This is a genomic window from Phycisphaerae bacterium (assembly GCA_035384605.1).
GTDB lineage: Bacteria > Planctomycetota > Phycisphaerae > UBA1845 > PWPN01 > JAUCQB01.
In genome coordinates, this window is the sequence record DAOOIV010000110.1 from 1 (window position 1) to 16,432 (window position 16,432).

The following is a 16,432-nucleotide window of genomic DNA, read 5'->3' on the forward strand; positions in this document are numbered from 1 at the left end:
TATCGAGACCAAGACAAATCATGTTGCCATCCTCCGATTCTGGCGAAAACACCCTCTTGACAGGACGGGGCGCGATCGGCTAATCTGAGAGCCAGTGTAATCGACCCCGGCCTGCGGTTTTCCGCAACAAGAGAGAATTCGCAGGCACCGCCTTCGGGCGACCGCCGTAGCTCGTGTAACCCACGACCTGCGGCTTTTTGTTATCGTCGGTGTGGCCACTGGGCCCATACGATCCTCGTCAACCCCGAACTCCGTCAGGTTCTGCATCGAGAAGCAGTCTCTCGGGGCGTACGCCAGTGATTCGTTGAAGACCCAAGGGATGGCCCAGATGTAATCATGCAGTTTGCGGGGTGTATTCCGGACCGGCCGTGCCGTGAAGCGCCCGTTCATACAAACATCTCCTGAATGGACAACAGAGCCATTATCGCCGCAAGCAATGGGGAAAGCCAGAGGAAATGATAAATGCCGAAAGCTGGGTGCTGATAGCCCCCCCTCAGCGCCTCGCTCCCTTCTGCCGGTCCCCTCTCTTTTCGTGCTTGGTGAATCATCATCGTACCCGGCGCAGTGCTGGTGTGCCCGCGGTGAGCGATGATGTTGGCCGCCAGCTCGCGGAGAATGATCGAGCGCAGGCTGATGCTCGTAGTCCCCTCCACATGGTCCGCCAGGGCAAGCCGGGCGGCCGCGGATGCCCGCTCAGGCCGCGGGATCGCAGCTCTTGTCGGCCAGGACATCCGGACCGCTGAGGCAGTCGACAAAGATGGTCATGTCGCCTTGGTTGACCAGCCCGTCGTTGTTGAAATCGGCGATCCCGCAAGGAGGCTGTACCGTCTGCCCGGCCCCGGTAAGACAAGCTTGGAACAAACCGAAGTCCCGCTGATCGACGTCCCCGTCCCCGTCGACGTCCGGACCGACGGTGCGTATGATCATGCTCACGGCGACGTGCTGGTCGGTGTTCCAGGCATTGCCCGCAACGGTGATCGTGGCATTGTAGGTGCCGCCAAGCTTGCCGTCGGCCACAAAGGACACGGTGTGCGAATTGGGCGACCCGGTCGACGAACCGGAATCCGGTGTTACGGTAAGCCACTCAACGTCGTCACTGATCGTGTAGTCCAGCGTCCCAAAGCCCTTGTTGGTCACCGTGAAGACACTGTCAGCTGGATCGCCCTCGGCAATCCATACGGAGGTCGTGATGACCTCGGTGCTCAACTTGATCTCCGGGCCCGGTGGCCGGTAAACCGCAATCCCGTCCAGGTGCCAGTTCGGCGTGCTGAAAAGCTTGACGGTGCCGCCCGTGGCGGGGTCAAACTCGAAGATGCCCCCGTTGGAACCTCTGGGAGCGGCGATCCAGATCTTGGTGTCCATCCATGCCAGCCCCTTGGGTTCGCACGGTACGCTGTATTCGGCGACCGTCAGACCGTTGGGATCCGCCGGATTGTAAGTGGGATTGGTAAACAAACGGGACACATCCAGCTTGTAGAGCTTCCTTGCCGCCACGTCCGAGTGCCATAGCCAGCCATAGCCGTTGTTCCCCGGCTCCCAGAGCAAACCTTGAGCAATAGTCCCCGGAATATTGCACTTGCCACCCGCAAGCGGTGGGGCGGTAAAGGGGGCAATCTGCGATCCATCAGCCGGGCTGACACGGGTCAACATGTTGCCTGTAAGACCATCGCGAACGGCCGTGATCCACAACCCCGTGCCGTCCCACGCGAGGCCCTCGAGAATGCCGCCCGCCGTCTCGCCAGGAAACTGAGGCGTGATCAGTCCCGGCGGAATGTCGACGGCCCCGGTGTCCTTGTCGATTCGCCTGGCCCCGTCGATGCTCTGGTTGCATGTATCTTTGACCACCGCCCACATGCGGTAATTCGCGTCAAAGTCAAGCTCGTCCAGAAAGCACCCGGCCGGGCTGGGCAAGGTCTTGAGGATGATGCAGTCCGTTCCATCCGGGTCCGGCGGAGTCTTCTTGTTAAACGGGTCGATCTCCATGATCCGGTTGTTGCCGCCCTGGTTATCGCCCTGGTCAGCCACCCACACCCTGATCTGGCCGAGGGCGATGGACGTGCCCGGAGAGGCTGCCAGAAAGACGACTGTGCAGACGAACCGCTTGGACATGCGCGCATCTCCTCTTGGAAGCAAGCCTCAAAGTCGTCATTCTCACACTGGACCGCCACGCCGCGACTACCCCTCCTAAGCTAGCAATCGGCCCGCAATGAGTCAATCATTCATTAAACGTTGGATAAGGCTGCCTTACGAAGGCAGGGCATGGTCGAAATCCTCGCGGCGGACGAGACCTGCCGACGATTCCTTTTTCAGGGATGCGCCCGCCGGCGATGGTGCTCGCCACGGCTGTACAAATCGCAGTGCAAATCAGGTATCATCTGCCTTTGCAGGTCTTTTCGTTCGGCCGGCCCGGACGGCGAGCGTATGCGTGTTCGTTAAGGAGGAACCATGAATCAGGAAGACTTCTCTGGCCTTGAGGGGCAGCCCCAGACGCAGACGCCTCCCCCGTTGACCCCGCCGATCCAGCCGGGCCCGCTCGCCCGGCCCGCAGGCTATTCTCCATACTCATCTCCGATACCGGTCTGGCCGACCGTTATTGGCGTCGTCGGGATTGTGCTTGGCAGTCTGGGCCTGTTGGGCGCAATCTGGGGAGCCGTGGCTCCCCTGGTCATGAAAACGCTCTTTCCGAACATGGCCGCCGACCCGGATATGCCGCACTTCTCCGAGCGGTGGATCCAATCGACCATCATATCGGGTGTCGTCTCCAGCGCGGTGGCCATCATTCTGATTGTGGCGGGTGCGGGAATGCTTAAACGAACGGCCTGGAGCCCTCGGGTTGCTCGAATCTGGGCCGTCATCAAAATGGTCCTTGTGGTCGCTAACCTTGTCGTGGCCTTTCAGATCCAACAATCGACCATGGCAAATATGGCCCAGGTCGGCGGGCGCGGAATGGTCGTCAACGTCAACTTCCTCACGATCCCCAGCATCTTGTTTGGGTTGCTCTGGGGGTGGGCGCTGCCCGTGTTTCTGCTGATTTGGTTCAGTCGCGCGAGCATTAAGGAACAGGTGTCAAAGTGGACCTGAGCGGTGCGACAGCAGCAGCGGTGATCCAAAGGCAAGACTGTGCAACCGTTTGAGAGGCGACGCGTCCAACGACAATGAGATGCAAGACGTGTGAGTATCGACTGTGGAATCTGCCGGCGCGCCGCTGCCCGGAATGCGGCACCCCCTTCAAGCCGAGCGACTACGAGTTCACCATCAACAGCGTGCAGTTCTGCTGCCCGCACTGTGGCCAGTCATACTACGGCACCGGCGAGCGAGGCCATCTTGTCCCCGTGGAATTCGATTGTGTCGGCTGTGGCCGGCATATCCACATGGACGAAATGGTGCTGCTTCCGACCGAGGGCGTCGAGGAGAATCAGACCAGGATCGAAAACGCTCCCTGGCTTGAGCGCGCGGCGCGGGGTCGGGTCAGGGCATGGTTCTCGACCGTGGGCATGGCTTTGATTCGTCCCGCCCGTCTCATGGAGATGTTGCCTGAGGAGGGTGCCACTGGGCAGGCGATGCTGTTCGGCATCATTACTACTCTCCTCGTTGTGCCGCTGGCCCTGTGGCCGTTCTTTCTCTTGCCCCTTGTGTTTTTCGTAAGCGGTTTTGGCGGCCTCGGGTTGGGTGAGGTAGCCGGCTTGATGCTCGTGGCGATCGTCGCCGCCGCAGTCGTGTTGGTGTCAATGTTTGTATGGGCGTTGACCATCCATGGGCTGCTGCGGATAACGGGCGAAACGGCAGGGGGATTGGGCCGTACATATCAGGCGGTATTCTACGGCAGTGGTGCGAACGTCGGCAGCGCTCTGCCCTGCATGGGTATCTACGTCGGGTGGATCTGGTACGTGATCAGCACGGCGATCATGGTCAAGTCGAGACAGCGCGTCTCGGGCCTGCGGGCGGCGTTCGCAACGGCTGCATTCCCGGTGTCGCTTCTTGTGGCGATCATCGGATTCTACGTCTGGTTCTTCTTGTCCGTAATCCCTGGCATTCCCCCCGCGGGACCGGCGGCTGGGTTCCCGTTCGCCGCCACGATGCCCGTTGGGCAAATGAACCGCACGGTTCTTGACGCCATTTTGATCTATGCCGGCGATCATGACGGGGCAGGACCTGACCACGCCGCTGAGCTGGTGGCCCGCGGGTATCTGCGCGCGTCCGACCTGGTCCTCCCCGGATCACAGACGAAGGCCGACCAGATCGTGATTGGCGAGACGACGTTGGTCGGTCTTGAATCGATGCGCCGCGAGCCGGCACGAAAGGAAGCCAGGGCGGCCTCGGCGAAATTACCGCCGAACACCGTTGCCCATCGCCTGGGCGATTGGGTATTCACGTGCCACGGCGTTACACTGAACCCGCCGCCGGACGGTCGTATCTGGCTCGTCGTTCAATGCCTCGACCCGGACGCAAATGCGGAAGCTTTTTCGAGCGATGTGATTGCATGGTGTGCGGACGGAACGATGGTGGTTCTACCCGATTCAGAATTGGCTGCCGGGCTCCGCGATCAGAACTCCCTCAGACGACGCCTCGGTCTGTCCCGTCTTCCCGACCCCCGCCAGGTCACTCACGGCCGGCCCGCGGTAAACGATGAGGCGAGGAAACGATAGGGCAGCCGCCGCGCGGCCGATCTCACCTGAGACATGAAATGGGTGGCGCGATCCCCTCGCCGCAGAGGCATTGCACGAACAGAGCGAAGTCGGACTGGCCGATGACATCATCATGATCCAGCTCAGCGGCGGTGCAAGCCGGTGATATCGGGTTTCCAGCAGTCGTGTAGCAGGCCTGAAACAACCCGAAGTCCGCCTGGTCCACGTCTTCATCTCCGTCCATATCGCCGCGATAACCCGGAAAGACCCCCCAAACCTCAAACTCGGGGATTCGGGCGTGGTTGTCGACCCCCGCATCGGTAATGTATAAGCGAACGTAGCGAAGGGTTTTGGGAGTGACGTAGCTGCGGTTGATGATGCTGGCCCGGATACTGTTATCGATTGTGCCTTCGGTCGCCCACGGACCAGAGAGGCTCGTGGCGGTCTGGATTGCCAGAGCTTCAGCGTTGTAGCTGGTCGGCTCCCCGGCGGCCCCCGCCAGGCGGATGATGTACCCGTCCACCGTCCGGTTGCCCCCCAGGTCGAGAGCCAGCCAATGCGGTGGGGCGGTGGCCGCACTGACCCACTTGCTGCTCACCGAGACAACCCCATCAATTGCATTGCTCCCCGACCAGTCAGGCCCGTACACCGAGTCCGTCTGCACTGTCAGGGAGTACGGGGCGAGATTCGTTCCCGTCGGCGGGTTGCTGGTGAACACGACGTCGGAGCGGTACTTCTGAGCTACGGCGGCGTCAAGATCGGCAAGGATTTGCGTCTTCTGAGGAATGCCGTCGATTCTCCATGGGTCCCCGGACCATCGATACATGTTGACACACCGGAAAACCGGCTTGCCGGCAGCCGGCGCATCTATCGTGTTCCACCGGTTGATCTCGGCATAGATCTCCTGCATCCAGCCGGCTTGATACGGCTCACGGCCCGGCTCGCTGTCCGGGTAGGTCCCGTCCCAGGAATACAGACCGTTGCACTCCGTCGCGTACAGCGGCAGATCGTACATGCTGCTGGGAATTCCGTAGTTGATCCAGTCCTTGTAGACGTAGAAGCTGAAATACAGCAACTGGCCGGCAGCATTGACTTTCTGCGTACTGTGAATGTCTGCGTAGTCGTAGCCGCGGGAGTTGATATGCACGGCAATCCCGTCAGGTCCCGGGCCACTGCCCTGGATTGTGGTCAGCATCTGGTTCATGTATTGAACCCAGTTGATCGGGTTGCCGTCGTGGGTGTATCCACACACGCTGCCGGGACCGTAAGGCCCGCCAAAGGGGGCGATGGCTTGGGTGCAGACTTTGTGCACCGGCCGAACCGCCTTGATCGCGTTGTAAACCTGCCGGAAACAGTCGGCGTAGCTCTGAGGTGAAACATAGGGCTTGTGGCTGCCCACCGGTGGCCATTCGCCGGCGAGATTGGTCTCGTTACCAATCACCCAGATGCTGCAGCCTTGGCTGTTGGAGACGAAGTTGGCACAGCGCGTGGCGAAGTTGGCGTATTGGTCCGGCAGGGGGATAGTGCCGCCCGATTCGCAATACCCGTTGTTGATTCGGCAGATGACGGTATGGCCTTGGTTCGAGAACGAGCGGAAGTCGATCCCCCACGTCTCGGCCGGGTTGTGACCAACGGCCACGGTCGCCGTGATCCAGCCGGTGACACCGCCGCCGGTCAAGTGGTTGAGGTATTCCTGTGGCGACGGCGAGTGATCATGGATCCCATAGAGATACGGGCTTTCCTGAGCGACAAGGAACGTACTACAAGCCGCCCAAACCCAGATCGCCAGCGCCTGGTACACCCGGTTGCCACTCACCGTTTGACAAAGCATCTGATTCCCTCCCGACCGGCTAACGGAGTCTTGCCTGCTACCCAATCATACACCGTGACATCTGGCCATGCTGCGCCTCTCAGAAAACCCCGGACGAAAGCCTTCGGACTGGCCCCCCGGTTCTTGTTTGCCCAAGCCATTTGCGTCTCGTAACATCAGATCAGCCTTGAATCGGCGATTGGGATGATCAACGGAGACTGCATTTGGCCGGCAATCCATCTGACACACCGCACGACCGCAGGGCCATGTTTCGGCTTGGCCTCAAGAGGCTTGTCGCCCCCCTCGCGGAGTTCATTGAACAGCGGCTGCCGGCCGTTGAAACCGCCGGGACCGCAACCGCCCGTGAGGTTCTCCGGCCCCCCGGAGCCTTGCCCGAGCCTGAGTTCCTGGCCAGATGCTATCGTTGCGGCAACTGCGTCGAGGTCTGCCCCGCCAAGGCGATTCACCCCGTGAACCGCCAGAACATCGAGAGGGCCGGCACGCCCTATATCGACCCTGACTTGGCGGCGTGTACGCTGTGTGACCAGTTGGCGTGCATGAAGGCCTGCCCCAGCGGGGCCTTGCAGGTGATCGGCGATAAACGCCAGATCAAAATGGGAACGGCTGCAGTCGACCGCCGGCTGTGTCTGAGACGATCAAGCAGTCTCTGCACGATCTGCCTGGATACGTGTCCGATTGGCAGGGAAGCCATCGACATTTCCGACGGCGGCGAGCTGCAGGTGAACCCCATGGCCTGCGTTGGCTGCGGAACCTGCCAGTACAACTGCCCCGTACGTCCTCGGGCCATCAGGGTTGTGCCTCGCTGACAACTGGCCAACCACAGACCCAACGCCGGCGATAAATGCATGCCTGACCGGCCTGGAACGCCGACCCCCAAACCACATCTTCCGCGCCGGCGATGAACGTATCTCGGACTCCCCATGCCGGATGCCGGACGTTCTGTTTTGTGCTCCTGATTAGTGTGTGGAGACGCTTCAACGACAAAAAATGTGGCAAGAGTCAGCCCGACGGAAGGGTCGTAACTGTTGATATGATAATAGCTTAAGCTTGCGTGCTCTCACGAGCTGCGAAATGGTCGACTTTCAGTCTTGCCATCTGCGGGTCTGGCCCGTTAAAATGTGCTGAGAAGGCGGAGTGGTACGCGTGAGGGGTTGAGCGAAGCGTTATCCTGCGGCCCCTCGCGAGTTTACGGATGATGGCGGAAATGATGTTAGAATCCGCGCACAAGGGATTGGCCGTTCGGCGAACCCAATCCGTCACACTTTGTGCGGGATAAAAGAGGTCGAGGTATAGTTGCTGTCCCTCTGTCAAGGGAGCTCATAATTGCGGTCAAATCGGGAGGTCAAGATGCGCAAGTTCATGTTGGCAAGCACGGTAGTATGGTTCATCGTCGGCCAGACGATGGGAGCGAGCACGGTGACGATGGAGTTGGAGCTTGGGGGCAGCAACAACGGTGCCACTTGCGCCACCCCGATCTACTTCACGCCGGGGTCCACCGAGGATGGGCAGTTCGCTCTCGATGAAAACGGCCGGCTGACGTGGGCAGTCCGCATTCACGCGTCGGGGACGCACTTAGATGCATCCCAACAGGAAGTCGCCATTCGTGGCGTTGCAAACTTTGTCTTCGATCTCGAGTTGTATCATGATTACGTGGACCCGGCCAACCTGGTCACCACGGCCACGTTCATGAGCACAGCCAATCAGGAGATGACCAATTGCGGCGTTGAGCAGAACTGGTCAAACGTGCCCGCCGGAATGGCTTATCTCAGCAACGCAGCCTTCGCAGTTGTCTTCGACACAAACACGTCCACTTCTGTTGGCCCGGGCCGGATCGTCGATTACTACAGACTGACTGATGGGCATCCGGGCGGAGGTCCACGAATGGATGTGCGTTGCTACCCGAAGGCTGCGGCCGGCGAGGGCAAGCTCCAGGGTGTTGGTGCCGGCTATTCCCTGTGGAACAAGAGCAGTCTCAGCTTGTTGACCGTCGGTGGAATAGGCCGTGGCGATTTCGCCAGCATCCCCGGCCCGGGGCGACCGTACGGTTATCTCGCTAACACGGAAACGAAGGCGTCGGGTGACCCGTCCTACGGCTGGCTGGGCTATGGCCCGGTCGTCGAAGGTCAGATTGAGGGTCTCCAGCCCGGCATCACCTATATCTTGAGGCTCGTGCCTGGCGGCGGAATCAACGTGCTCCGCGGCGGCACTCAGACCCAAACCTCCGCCGAGGTCTTCGCCATCGCCGCTGACACCACCGTCGGTGATGACATTACCTTCACCATCGCGCCGGTCCAGCCGCCGGTCCAGATCCTCGGCTGGTCGAGCGTCCGCGACTGCGGCGGCGTTTTCAGGGCTATCCCATTGAACCCAACACGTAGCGTCGGCCAAGTCCTCACAACCGAAACGCGAAAAGACGGTCTCCAGATGATTCAAATCGATTTTGATGGCGACATAACTGGCAGGCACGTGCCTGGACAAATCTCCTTGTCGAACGATCTAAGCTTGGTTTCAGAGGCAGTGATCAACAATGGGTATTCCCTCTTGCTGACTGTGACTAACAGCCAAGACGGTTACTGTTACACCATTGACATCGGTGAGGCGGTCGATGGTCTGGCTTCACTGGATACGGATTGTGCCGTCCAGGTGCTCGGTGGTGATGTTAACGGTGATGGCGGCGTTAGTGCCACAGACTTGGCCTTTGTGAAAAGCAAGGTGGGCCAGGCAATCGAGGGCAATGAAAAACTGGATTTGACTTGTGACGGCTCAATTACAGCAACCGACATGGCGTATCTGAAGACCCGGGTAGGCAGACAGGCCACCTGCTGGTAATTGCGTTTGTTAACCGCAAGCAAGCATTGTGTTTTAGATGAAGCCAGTGGCGCCATGGTGGCCTGCTGGCTTCCTTGCGTTATGCTTTTATGGTGGATTGGGGCGTGCCGAGCGGCCCAGGCCCCTCAACAAACCGGCCAGTTGCTCCACCGGTTCGCTCAACTCATATCGCAGCAGGTCGCCCACCACGACAAAGTCGTTCTGAACCATGGCGTCCTTCATCTCCGCGAAACGGCTCTTAACCACCTCAAGAACCGTGCTGAGCCTGGCCCTGTCGTCGGCAACACTGTCCAGATCGATTCCCAGCACCTGTGAAACGACCATCAGTGTCTGGTGGATCTGCTTCCAGGCCTCCAGGAACTTCTGGAGCTCCTGCATGGCCGCCTCATGCTGGCCGGCTGCAAGCAGGTCCGCAGCTTTCTCTCTCGCAATCGTGGAATCCTCCAGCACCAACGCCGCCTGGTCAAGGGCGCTGCGAACCAGCGCCGCCACCGGCTGTGTTTGAATCTCCACACGCTCGTACCGCTCCGCGGGAGACTCAAGTGCCTCCGCCAGATCCTCTTGGCTCAGGGGCTGTCCGTCGCATCGGATACTGACCACGTATCTGGGTTCGTCCTGACGGTTGGCCGCGCAGGCTTCGTTGGCCAACTCGGCGAGACTCTGATTTGCTGGCCCGGCCATTGTGTACGGCCGGTCGTCAACGAGTACGTGCATGGCGGTCCTTTCAAGTGTTCCGTCTGGCGGTCGGTGTGCCCGCAGGCAGCGGCAAGCTCGCCTATTAAGGCATCGGCATGTTGGCGTTTGCCGCTCCAGCCGGCCTCCTTTTTCTCGGGGATCTTTCGTTGGTGACCGGTGGCGGGAGAGCATAAGGAGGACAGCGAGTTACGTCCCGCTGATCTTCGTCAGCCAGCCTTCTATTCCACAGTGACGCTCTTGGCCAGATTCCTCGGCTTGTCCACGCTGCAGTTGCGAAGCACTGCCGCATGGTAGGCCAACAACTGAAGCGGGATCACGGTCAGCATGGGCTGGAGCGGCTCCGGTACATCCGGCACCTGGAACACGTGCTCGGCCATCTGGGCAACGTTACGATCGCCTTCCGTCGCTACGGCGAGGATCTTGCCGCCCCGGCTGCGAACCTCTTCGATGTTGCCCAGAACCTTGTCGTACTGGTTCCCGCGCGTCGCGATAAAGACCACGGGCATGCCGTCGCTGATCAACGCAATCGGACCGTGCTTCATCTCAGCGGCAGGCATTCCTTCAGCATGAATGTAGCTTATCTCTTTAAGCTTCAGGGCACCTTCCAGGGCGATCGGGTAGTTATAGCCCCGCCCCAGGAACAGCCAGTTCTCCCGGTCGACGAACCGCCTTGCGGCCTCGCATATGGCGTCCGACTGCTGGACAATCCGCTCAACATGACCGGGTATCAGCCCAAGTTGGCTGATGAGTGCCTGGGCGTCGTTCTGAGACAGAAAACGACGTCGACCAAGTTGAATTGCCATCATGGTCAGCACAGCCAGTTGGGAGGTGAACGCCTTGGTGCTGGCCACGCCGATCTCAGGACCACAATGAAGATAAACGCCGGCGTCAGCCTCGCGGGCAATCGTGCTTCCGACGACGTTCACCACGCCGAGCGTCAGGGCCCCCTTCTCTTTGGCCTCGCGAAGCGCTGCAAGCGTGTCGGCGGTCTCTCCGGACTGACTGATGGCAATAACCACCGTTCCCTCATTGATCAGCGGATTACGGTAACGAAACTCGCTGGCATACTCGGTCTCGGCAGGGGTCTTGGCGATGTCCTCGAAAAGATACTCCCCGACAAGACCCGCATGCCACGCGGTTCCCTGGGCGGTGAAAATGATCCGTCTTGCTCTGGCAAGATCGCGGGCATAGTGCGCAATGCCCCCCAGATGTATCATGCCCTCGCGGACTCGCAGCCTTCCTCGTAAGGTGTTGCTGAGCGCCTGCGGTTGCTCGAAGATCTCCTTGGCCATGAAATGCTTATGCCCGCCCAGTTCGATCTGCTCGAGCGTCAATTCGACTTCCTGCACGTCCTTCGTGACCGGAACCGCATCGAGTGTCATGGTTCGGAAGCCGTCGTAAGTGAGGACTGCCATCTCGCCGTCAGCGAGGTAGACTACTTGAGCGGTGTGCTCGATGATGGCGGCCGCATCCGAGGCGACGATGAACTCGCCATTCCCGATGCCGATGATCAACGGACTGCCTTTACGAGCTACGACGATCCGATTCGGCTCATCGGCCGAGACAACGGCGATCCCGTACGTGCCTTGCACGTCGTGAAGGGCGTCACGGACGGCTTGTTCGAGGTTGCCATTGTAGAAGTGGCCGATCAATTGCGCTAACACCTCCGTATCCGTGTCGCTGACGCAACGAATGCCTTGTTGCTCAAGAAACGTTCTCAGAGAGCGGTAATTCTCGATGATGCCATTGTGGACCAGGGCGATCTTGCCATCGGAAGAGGTGTGCGGGTGGGCATTCCGCTCACTGGGAGCCCCGTGTGTGGCCCAGCGGGTGTGGGCGATGCCAAGTGTCGCCGAGTCTTCAGCCGCCCCCAGCTTGGCCTCAAGGGCACTGATGCGCCCGGCCGCCCGGGTGATGTTCAGAGTGCCGCCGCCTACCGTCGCAATGCCGGCCGAGTCATAACCACGGTACTCAAGACGCTTAAGCCCCTCAATCAGGAGCGGCTGGGCCTGCTTGCGTCCGATATAACCGACGATTCCGCACATGGTCGTATCCTCTTGTCCTCTCGATTTGCTTAATCGGATCCGGCGAGGACTGCAAGTTCATCGACCGCCGCGTTGCGACAGTCAATTAGTGCGTGGCGCCGGGCCTGCAATCCTACGGCCAGACAGATGCGCAGCATGCGCGCATGTGTCCGAATTGCTGTGTGTCCGGGTCGCGGCCCGCAAAAAGGCGGTTCACCTTGGGATTCTCGGGTGCCGCGGATTGCATGAACCACCGTAGCCGCTTGATGTTACGGAAATGACACTTTAGACTGCCAAGACGCCTATAATACCGCCGAGCGAAAGACTCGGTCCGGTGTGAAGCAAGACGGCGTCGCAAGATTGCTGGCAACCCGAAAGACAGGCAGCCATGTTGGCCGGGCATCCGTACACTCCGATTCTCATCCTGCTCCTTGTGGTGATCGTCATCGTGCTGGCCATCATGGCCTTGAGCCACATGATCGGTACCGCTCGTCACGGTCATCGCAAGGATACCCCCTACGAAGCCGGAATGCCGCCTCTAGCCGATGCTCGCCGCCGGTTTCACGCCCGCTTCTACATCGTGGCGTTGCTCTTCCTGCTTTTTGATGTTGAGGTGGTGCTCATGTGGCCTTGGGCTGTGGCTTTCCACCGGGCGGCAGTTGGGCAGGGATCAATCGAGGCCGTATCGGGGCAAGCGGCGGGTGCAGGTCTTTTCCTCGTATCGATGATGGTTTTCGTGGCTCTGCTCTTAATCGGCCTCCTTTACGCGTGGGGGCGGGGAGCACTTCATTGGAGGTAGGCAACCAGACCCCCATGAACGCGCGCGCCGCAGCCAGACGATCGGTTGAGGCTCTCGTGTCCGGCGAGTGGGTGACGACGCGCCTGGAGGCGGTGTCGAACCTGATCCGCCGGTACGGAGTCAATTGGTGCCGCAAGTACTCCCTCTGGCCTTTGCCCTTCGCGACGGCATGCTGCGGAATCGAACTGATGGCGACGGGGGCGAGCCGCTATGACGTGGCGAGGTTCGGAGCAGAGGTCATGCGATTCAGCCCCCGCCAGTCGGATCTGCTCATCTGTGCCGGCCGTGTCGCGATCAAAATGATGCCCGTCTTGCAGCGAATTTACGCCCAGATGTGCGAGCCCAAATGGGTCATCAGCATGGGAGCATGCGCAAGCACCGGAGGCGTCTTCGATACGTACGCCGTCGTCCAGGGCATCGATCACTTTATGCCCGTCGATGTCTATGTGCCCGGCTGCCCCCCGCGTCCCGAGACCCTGATCGAAGGGATTATGGCGATTCAGCGGATCGTCGATCGCGAGGGAATTCGTAACAGCCAGGATCGACAAGGCGGCTATCGGATGACAGTCTCCGCATCCGGGAAAGATCAGCCCCGCGGCGATCGCTCTCGACAGGCAGGAGAATGACCGATGGCCATTCGATCGGTGATTTCCGCGTTACAGGAACAGTTTCCCGGCGTGGATTTCCGTCCGGGCCCGCTTCTGCCCGGACGATCAAACGAGCTCCGGCAGATCTGCCTTCACCTTCCTTCCGACCGGCTGATCGAGATCATGACGTTTCTCCGTGAGAACGAGATGACGCGATTCGAGCAGCTTTCCGATCTCACCTGCGTAGACTACCTTCGGTACCCCGGCGCCGCAAATCGGTTCGCGGTCGTTTACTCTTTGCTTTCGATATCGCTTGGGCATCGTCTGTGGATCAAATGCCTGGTTGACGATCCCGCTCCAACGTTGCCGAGCGTTACGGGCATCTGGCCGGGAGCCGACTGGCTTGAGCGGGAGGTGTATGACCTGTTCGGAATCAGCTTCACCGGACATCCCGACCTGCGACGTCTCATGACCTGGGAAGGCTTTACGGCTCACCCGCTTCGCAAGGATTATCCGCTTCGAGGGCAGGGAGAGCGTCAGAATTACGAGGTCTTTCCACGAGACGTCAGTTGATCTGCACTGTCGTCCCTTCCGAAAGGCGGATGATTGAAATGGCGGTATCGTGCAGGCCGGATCGGCGCATTCGGCTTACATATGTGATCACGGATCTGGCGATTGGGGGGGTCCCCCTTCACCTGTACCGGCTCGCAACCCGGCTGCCTCGTAATCGCTTTCACATCCATGTCGTCTCCCTGGCTGATGCCGGCCCGGTCGGCGAAATGCTCGCATCTGCCGGAATCCCCGTGTCGTCTTGCGGGGCCCGCACAAGCCGGGACCTGAAGGCCCTCGGTCGCCTTTGGAGGATTCTCAAAGCCACACGACCGCAAGTACTGCACGCCCTGCTCTTTCACGCCAATATCGCCTGCCGGCTGATAGGGCCGCTGGCCGCCGTGCCGATCAACAGGATCCTGTGTGAGATCCAGACAGCGGAGGTTGAGCGGCCTTGGCATCTTGTGCTGGATAATCTCACCTGTCGGTTATGCCGCTTCGAAGTCGGCAACTCGCCGTCCGTCGTAGCCCACCTGCGTCGGAAGGCCCACCTGCCGGCCTCACGACTGTTGTGCCAGTGGGGCGCCGTAGATGTCGCGGCCATCGACGCCGCCAAGCCGGCTGACAGAGCAATGTTCGGCTTGTCGGCTGATAAGCCCTTGGTCATCTGGACCGGCCGTTTTGATCCCATCAAAGGTTTCGAGGAAATGCTGTCGGCTTTTGCGCGCCTGCGTCAAACACTGCCGGCAACCTTACTGCTGGTGGGTGACGGGCCGTACCGCCCGACAGTTGAACGACTGATTGCCGAGCAAGGCCTTGACCAGTGTGTGAAGCTGGCAGGATCTCGTCCTGACGTGCCCTCACTGTTGAAGATCGCGGATGCATTTGTCTTCTGTTCCCGGACCGAGGGATTGCCCAATTCGCTCCTCGAGGCAATGGCGGCCGGGTTGCCGGTCGTGGCTACCGATGTTCCCGGGTGTCGCGATGTCGTCATCGACGGAAAAACAGGCTTTCTGGCCCGGGCCGGATCTGTCGTCGACATCGAGAAAAGGCTCGCTCGCGTTCTCACTGATCATCGCCTGTCGGCCGACCTGGGGACTCAGGCACGTGACTGGGTTCGTACCCACGTGGATGCTCGAAAATGGTCCGAGCGGTGGCAATCGATTTACTCCTATATCGCTCAGAATGATAGTATCACTGTACGAGCCGATTGCCTGAGCAGACACGGCTAGCGGATGGATTTTCCGTCTTGCCGTTTGGCGCTGACGTCATTTGGAGTTATACTTGAGTTATACTTGACTGCAGGTATCGTCAAATGACGCCGATCATTTCGGAACCTGTTCGCAGGTGATGCGCAGGATGTAACGCTCTCTAAGACAGGGGGTCGTCATGTCCCAGATCTCAGATGCCAAGCCGCTGACCGAAAAACCGATTACCGTTGTTGTTGTCGATGATCATGGTATTGTCCGTGATGGCGTGAGTGGCATGCTCTCGCGCGAAAAAGACATTCGCGTCGTGGGCATGGCTGAGAATGCGGATGAGGCCATCTCCAAAGTCGTCGAGACCAGGCCCGACGTGGTCCTCATGGACATCGATATGCCGGGCGTGAGCTGTTTCGATGCCGTGCAGATCATTCGTTCGCGCGTGCCAAACACCAAGGTCATTCTGGTGACCGCGCACGAGCACGACGAGTACATCGAGCAGGCCCTTCGCGTAAAGGCGAATGGTTACTTGATCAAGACCCAGAGCATGGCCGCCCTGGCCGACGCCATCCGCGATGTAGCCAATGGGAAAATCCATTTCTCGCCCGAGGTAATGGACCGGTTAGTGGTCAAAGGGGGAAAGATCGAGCTTGAGAACCCGCCAAAGACCCGCCGCAGTATGCTGAGCCCGCGCGAACGCGAGCTGTTGCGCATCCTCGCCAAGGGCGTCAGCCTCAAGGAAGCCGCGTCCATTCTGGGTATCAGCTACAAGACGGCCGACAAGCAGAAGGCCTCCCTGATGGCCAAGCTGGACATCCACAACCGCGTCGAGCTCTCACGATTCGCCATTCGCGAGGGCATGATCGAACCGTAGCAGTTACCGCACGCCGTTCATTCCCGGCATGCTGTGGTCAACAATGCAGCCTTACGGCTGGACATTTGTTCGCCTTGCGCCCATGTTGCTGGACCGCAGTGCGCTTGGGTTGCGGCCCGCAAAAAGGCGGTCTGCCTTGGGTGGGCGTGCCTCTCGCGGATACCCGCTGCCGTATTCATAGTGGGCGATAGCCCAACCGTGATGCCTCATCACTCGGCGTACAAAGCCGGCGCATTGGCCAAGGGGCCTCGCTCGGCAGTCGCGACGCGGATGCCGGCGCCAGACTGGGTGCGTGACAGTCTGGGCGGGCATGCCGACCGGTCCAGCTTGGGCGATCAACCCCGTTCAGCGGGTTTTCCCGCTAACCCAAGTTGAACACTTTCGAGGCAAGAATGGCCTTGGCGATAGCGCCAGGG

General features: G+C 60.0%; 14 protein-coding genes. 9 read left to right on the forward strand and 5 right to left on the reverse strand.

Annotation, left to right across the window (positions count from 1 at the left end):
• Window positions 1–386: 386 nt before the first annotated feature.
• Together PLL20_18030 and PLL20_18035 are read right to left on the reverse strand one after the other, a co-directional pair.
• Window positions 387–653: a hypothetical protein gene (locus PLL20_18030; GenBank protein ID HPD31896.1), complete on the reverse strand. Its 267-nt coding sequence runs from the start codon at window positions 651–653 to the stop codon at window positions 387–389.
• A 40-nt stretch (window positions 654–693) separates the two neighbouring features.
• Entirely contained in the window at window positions 694–2,109 is a 1,416-nt protein-coding gene (locus PLL20_18035; protein HPD31897.1) for a dockerin type I domain-containing protein, read from the reverse strand.
• Window positions 2,110–2,445: 336 nt separating this feature from the next.
• On the opposite strand from PLL20_18035, the gene PLL20_18040 reads away from it, so the two are divergent.
• Window positions 2,446–3,081: a hypothetical protein gene (locus PLL20_18040; protein HPD31898.1), complete on the forward strand. Its 636-nt coding sequence runs from the start codon at window positions 2,446–2,448 to the stop codon at window positions 3,079–3,081.
• Window positions 3,082–3,155: 74 nt separating this feature from the next.
• Complete coding sequence (locus tag PLL20_18045) at window positions 3,156–4,646, forward strand: hypothetical protein (protein ID HPD31899.1); 1,491 nt, start codon at window positions 3,156–3,158, stop codon at window positions 4,644–4,646.
• A 22-nt stretch (window positions 4,647–4,668) separates the two neighbouring features.
• Here the strand turns inward: PLL20_18045 and PLL20_18050 are convergent, their stop codons facing one another.
• The gene (locus tag PLL20_18050) at window positions 4,669–6,456 is read right to left on the reverse strand and encodes a discoidin domain-containing protein (protein ID HPD31900.1); all 1,788 of its coding nucleotides are present in this window, start codon (window positions 6,454–6,456) and stop codon (window positions 4,669–4,671) included.
• A gap of 245 nt (window positions 6,457–6,701) precedes the next feature.
• Here PLL20_18050 and PLL20_18055 point away from each other — a divergent pair, with 245 nt between their 5' ends.
• Together PLL20_18055 and PLL20_18060 are read left to right on the forward strand one after the other, a co-directional pair.
• Complete coding sequence (locus PLL20_18055) at window positions 6,702–7,262, forward strand: 4Fe-4S dicluster domain-containing protein (protein HPD31901.1); 561 nt, start codon at window positions 6,702–6,704, stop codon at window positions 7,260–7,262.
• Window positions 7,263–7,803: 541 nt separating this feature from the next.
• Complete coding sequence (locus PLL20_18060) at window positions 7,804–9,285, forward strand: dockerin type I domain-containing protein (GenBank protein HPD31902.1); 1,482 nt, start codon at window positions 7,804–7,806, stop codon at window positions 9,283–9,285.
• An 87-nt stretch (window positions 9,286–9,372) separates the two neighbouring features.
• Here the strand turns inward: PLL20_18060 and PLL20_18065 are convergent, their stop codons facing one another.
• Window positions 9,373–9,999, reverse strand: a complete 627-nt coding sequence (locus PLL20_18065) for a hypothetical protein (GenBank protein HPD31903.1) — start codon at window positions 9,997–9,999, stop codon at window positions 9,373–9,375.
• Between the two features lie 200 nt (window positions 10,000–10,199).
• On the reverse strand, window positions 10,200–12,026 hold the full coding sequence (glmS, locus tag PLL20_18070; protein HPD31904.1) for a glutamine--fructose-6-phosphate transaminase (isomerizing): 1,827 nt from the start codon (window positions 12,024–12,026) through the stop codon (window positions 10,200–10,202).
• Window positions 12,027–12,393: 367 nt separating this feature from the next.
• Here glmS and PLL20_18075 point away from each other — a divergent pair, with 367 nt between their 5' ends.
• The 5 genes from PLL20_18075 (at window position 12,394) to PLL20_18095 (ending at window position 16,016) form a co-directional block, all read left to right on the forward strand.
• Window positions 12,394–12,804 carry an NADH-quinone oxidoreductase subunit A gene (locus PLL20_18075; protein ID HPD31905.1) on the forward strand — a complete coding sequence of 137 codons (411 nt, stop codon included), beginning with the start codon at window positions 12,394–12,396 and terminating at the stop codon, window positions 12,802–12,804.
• A 14-nt stretch (window positions 12,805–12,818) separates the two neighbouring features.
• Window positions 12,819–13,430, forward strand: coding sequence for an NADH-quinone oxidoreductase subunit NuoB (gene nuoB, locus PLL20_18080; protein ID HPD31906.1), 612 nt, complete (start codon window positions 12,819–12,821; stop codon window positions 13,428–13,430).
• A 3-nt stretch (window positions 13,431–13,433) separates the two neighbouring features.
• Window positions 13,434–13,964: an NADH-quinone oxidoreductase subunit C gene (locus PLL20_18085; protein ID HPD31907.1), complete on the forward strand. Its 531-nt coding sequence runs from the start codon at window positions 13,434–13,436 to the stop codon at window positions 13,962–13,964.
• Between the two features lie 38 nt (window positions 13,965–14,002).
• Window positions 14,003–15,172 carry a glycosyltransferase gene (locus PLL20_18090; GenBank protein HPD31908.1) on the forward strand — a complete coding sequence of 390 codons (1,170 nt, stop codon included), beginning with the start codon at window positions 14,003–14,005 and terminating at the stop codon, window positions 15,170–15,172.
• Between the two features lie 157 nt (window positions 15,173–15,329).
• Window positions 15,330–16,016, forward strand: coding sequence for a response regulator transcription factor (locus PLL20_18095; protein ID HPD31909.1), 687 nt, complete (start codon window positions 15,330–15,332; stop codon window positions 16,014–16,016).
• The last annotated feature ends 416 nt before the right edge of the window (window positions 16,017–16,432 follow it).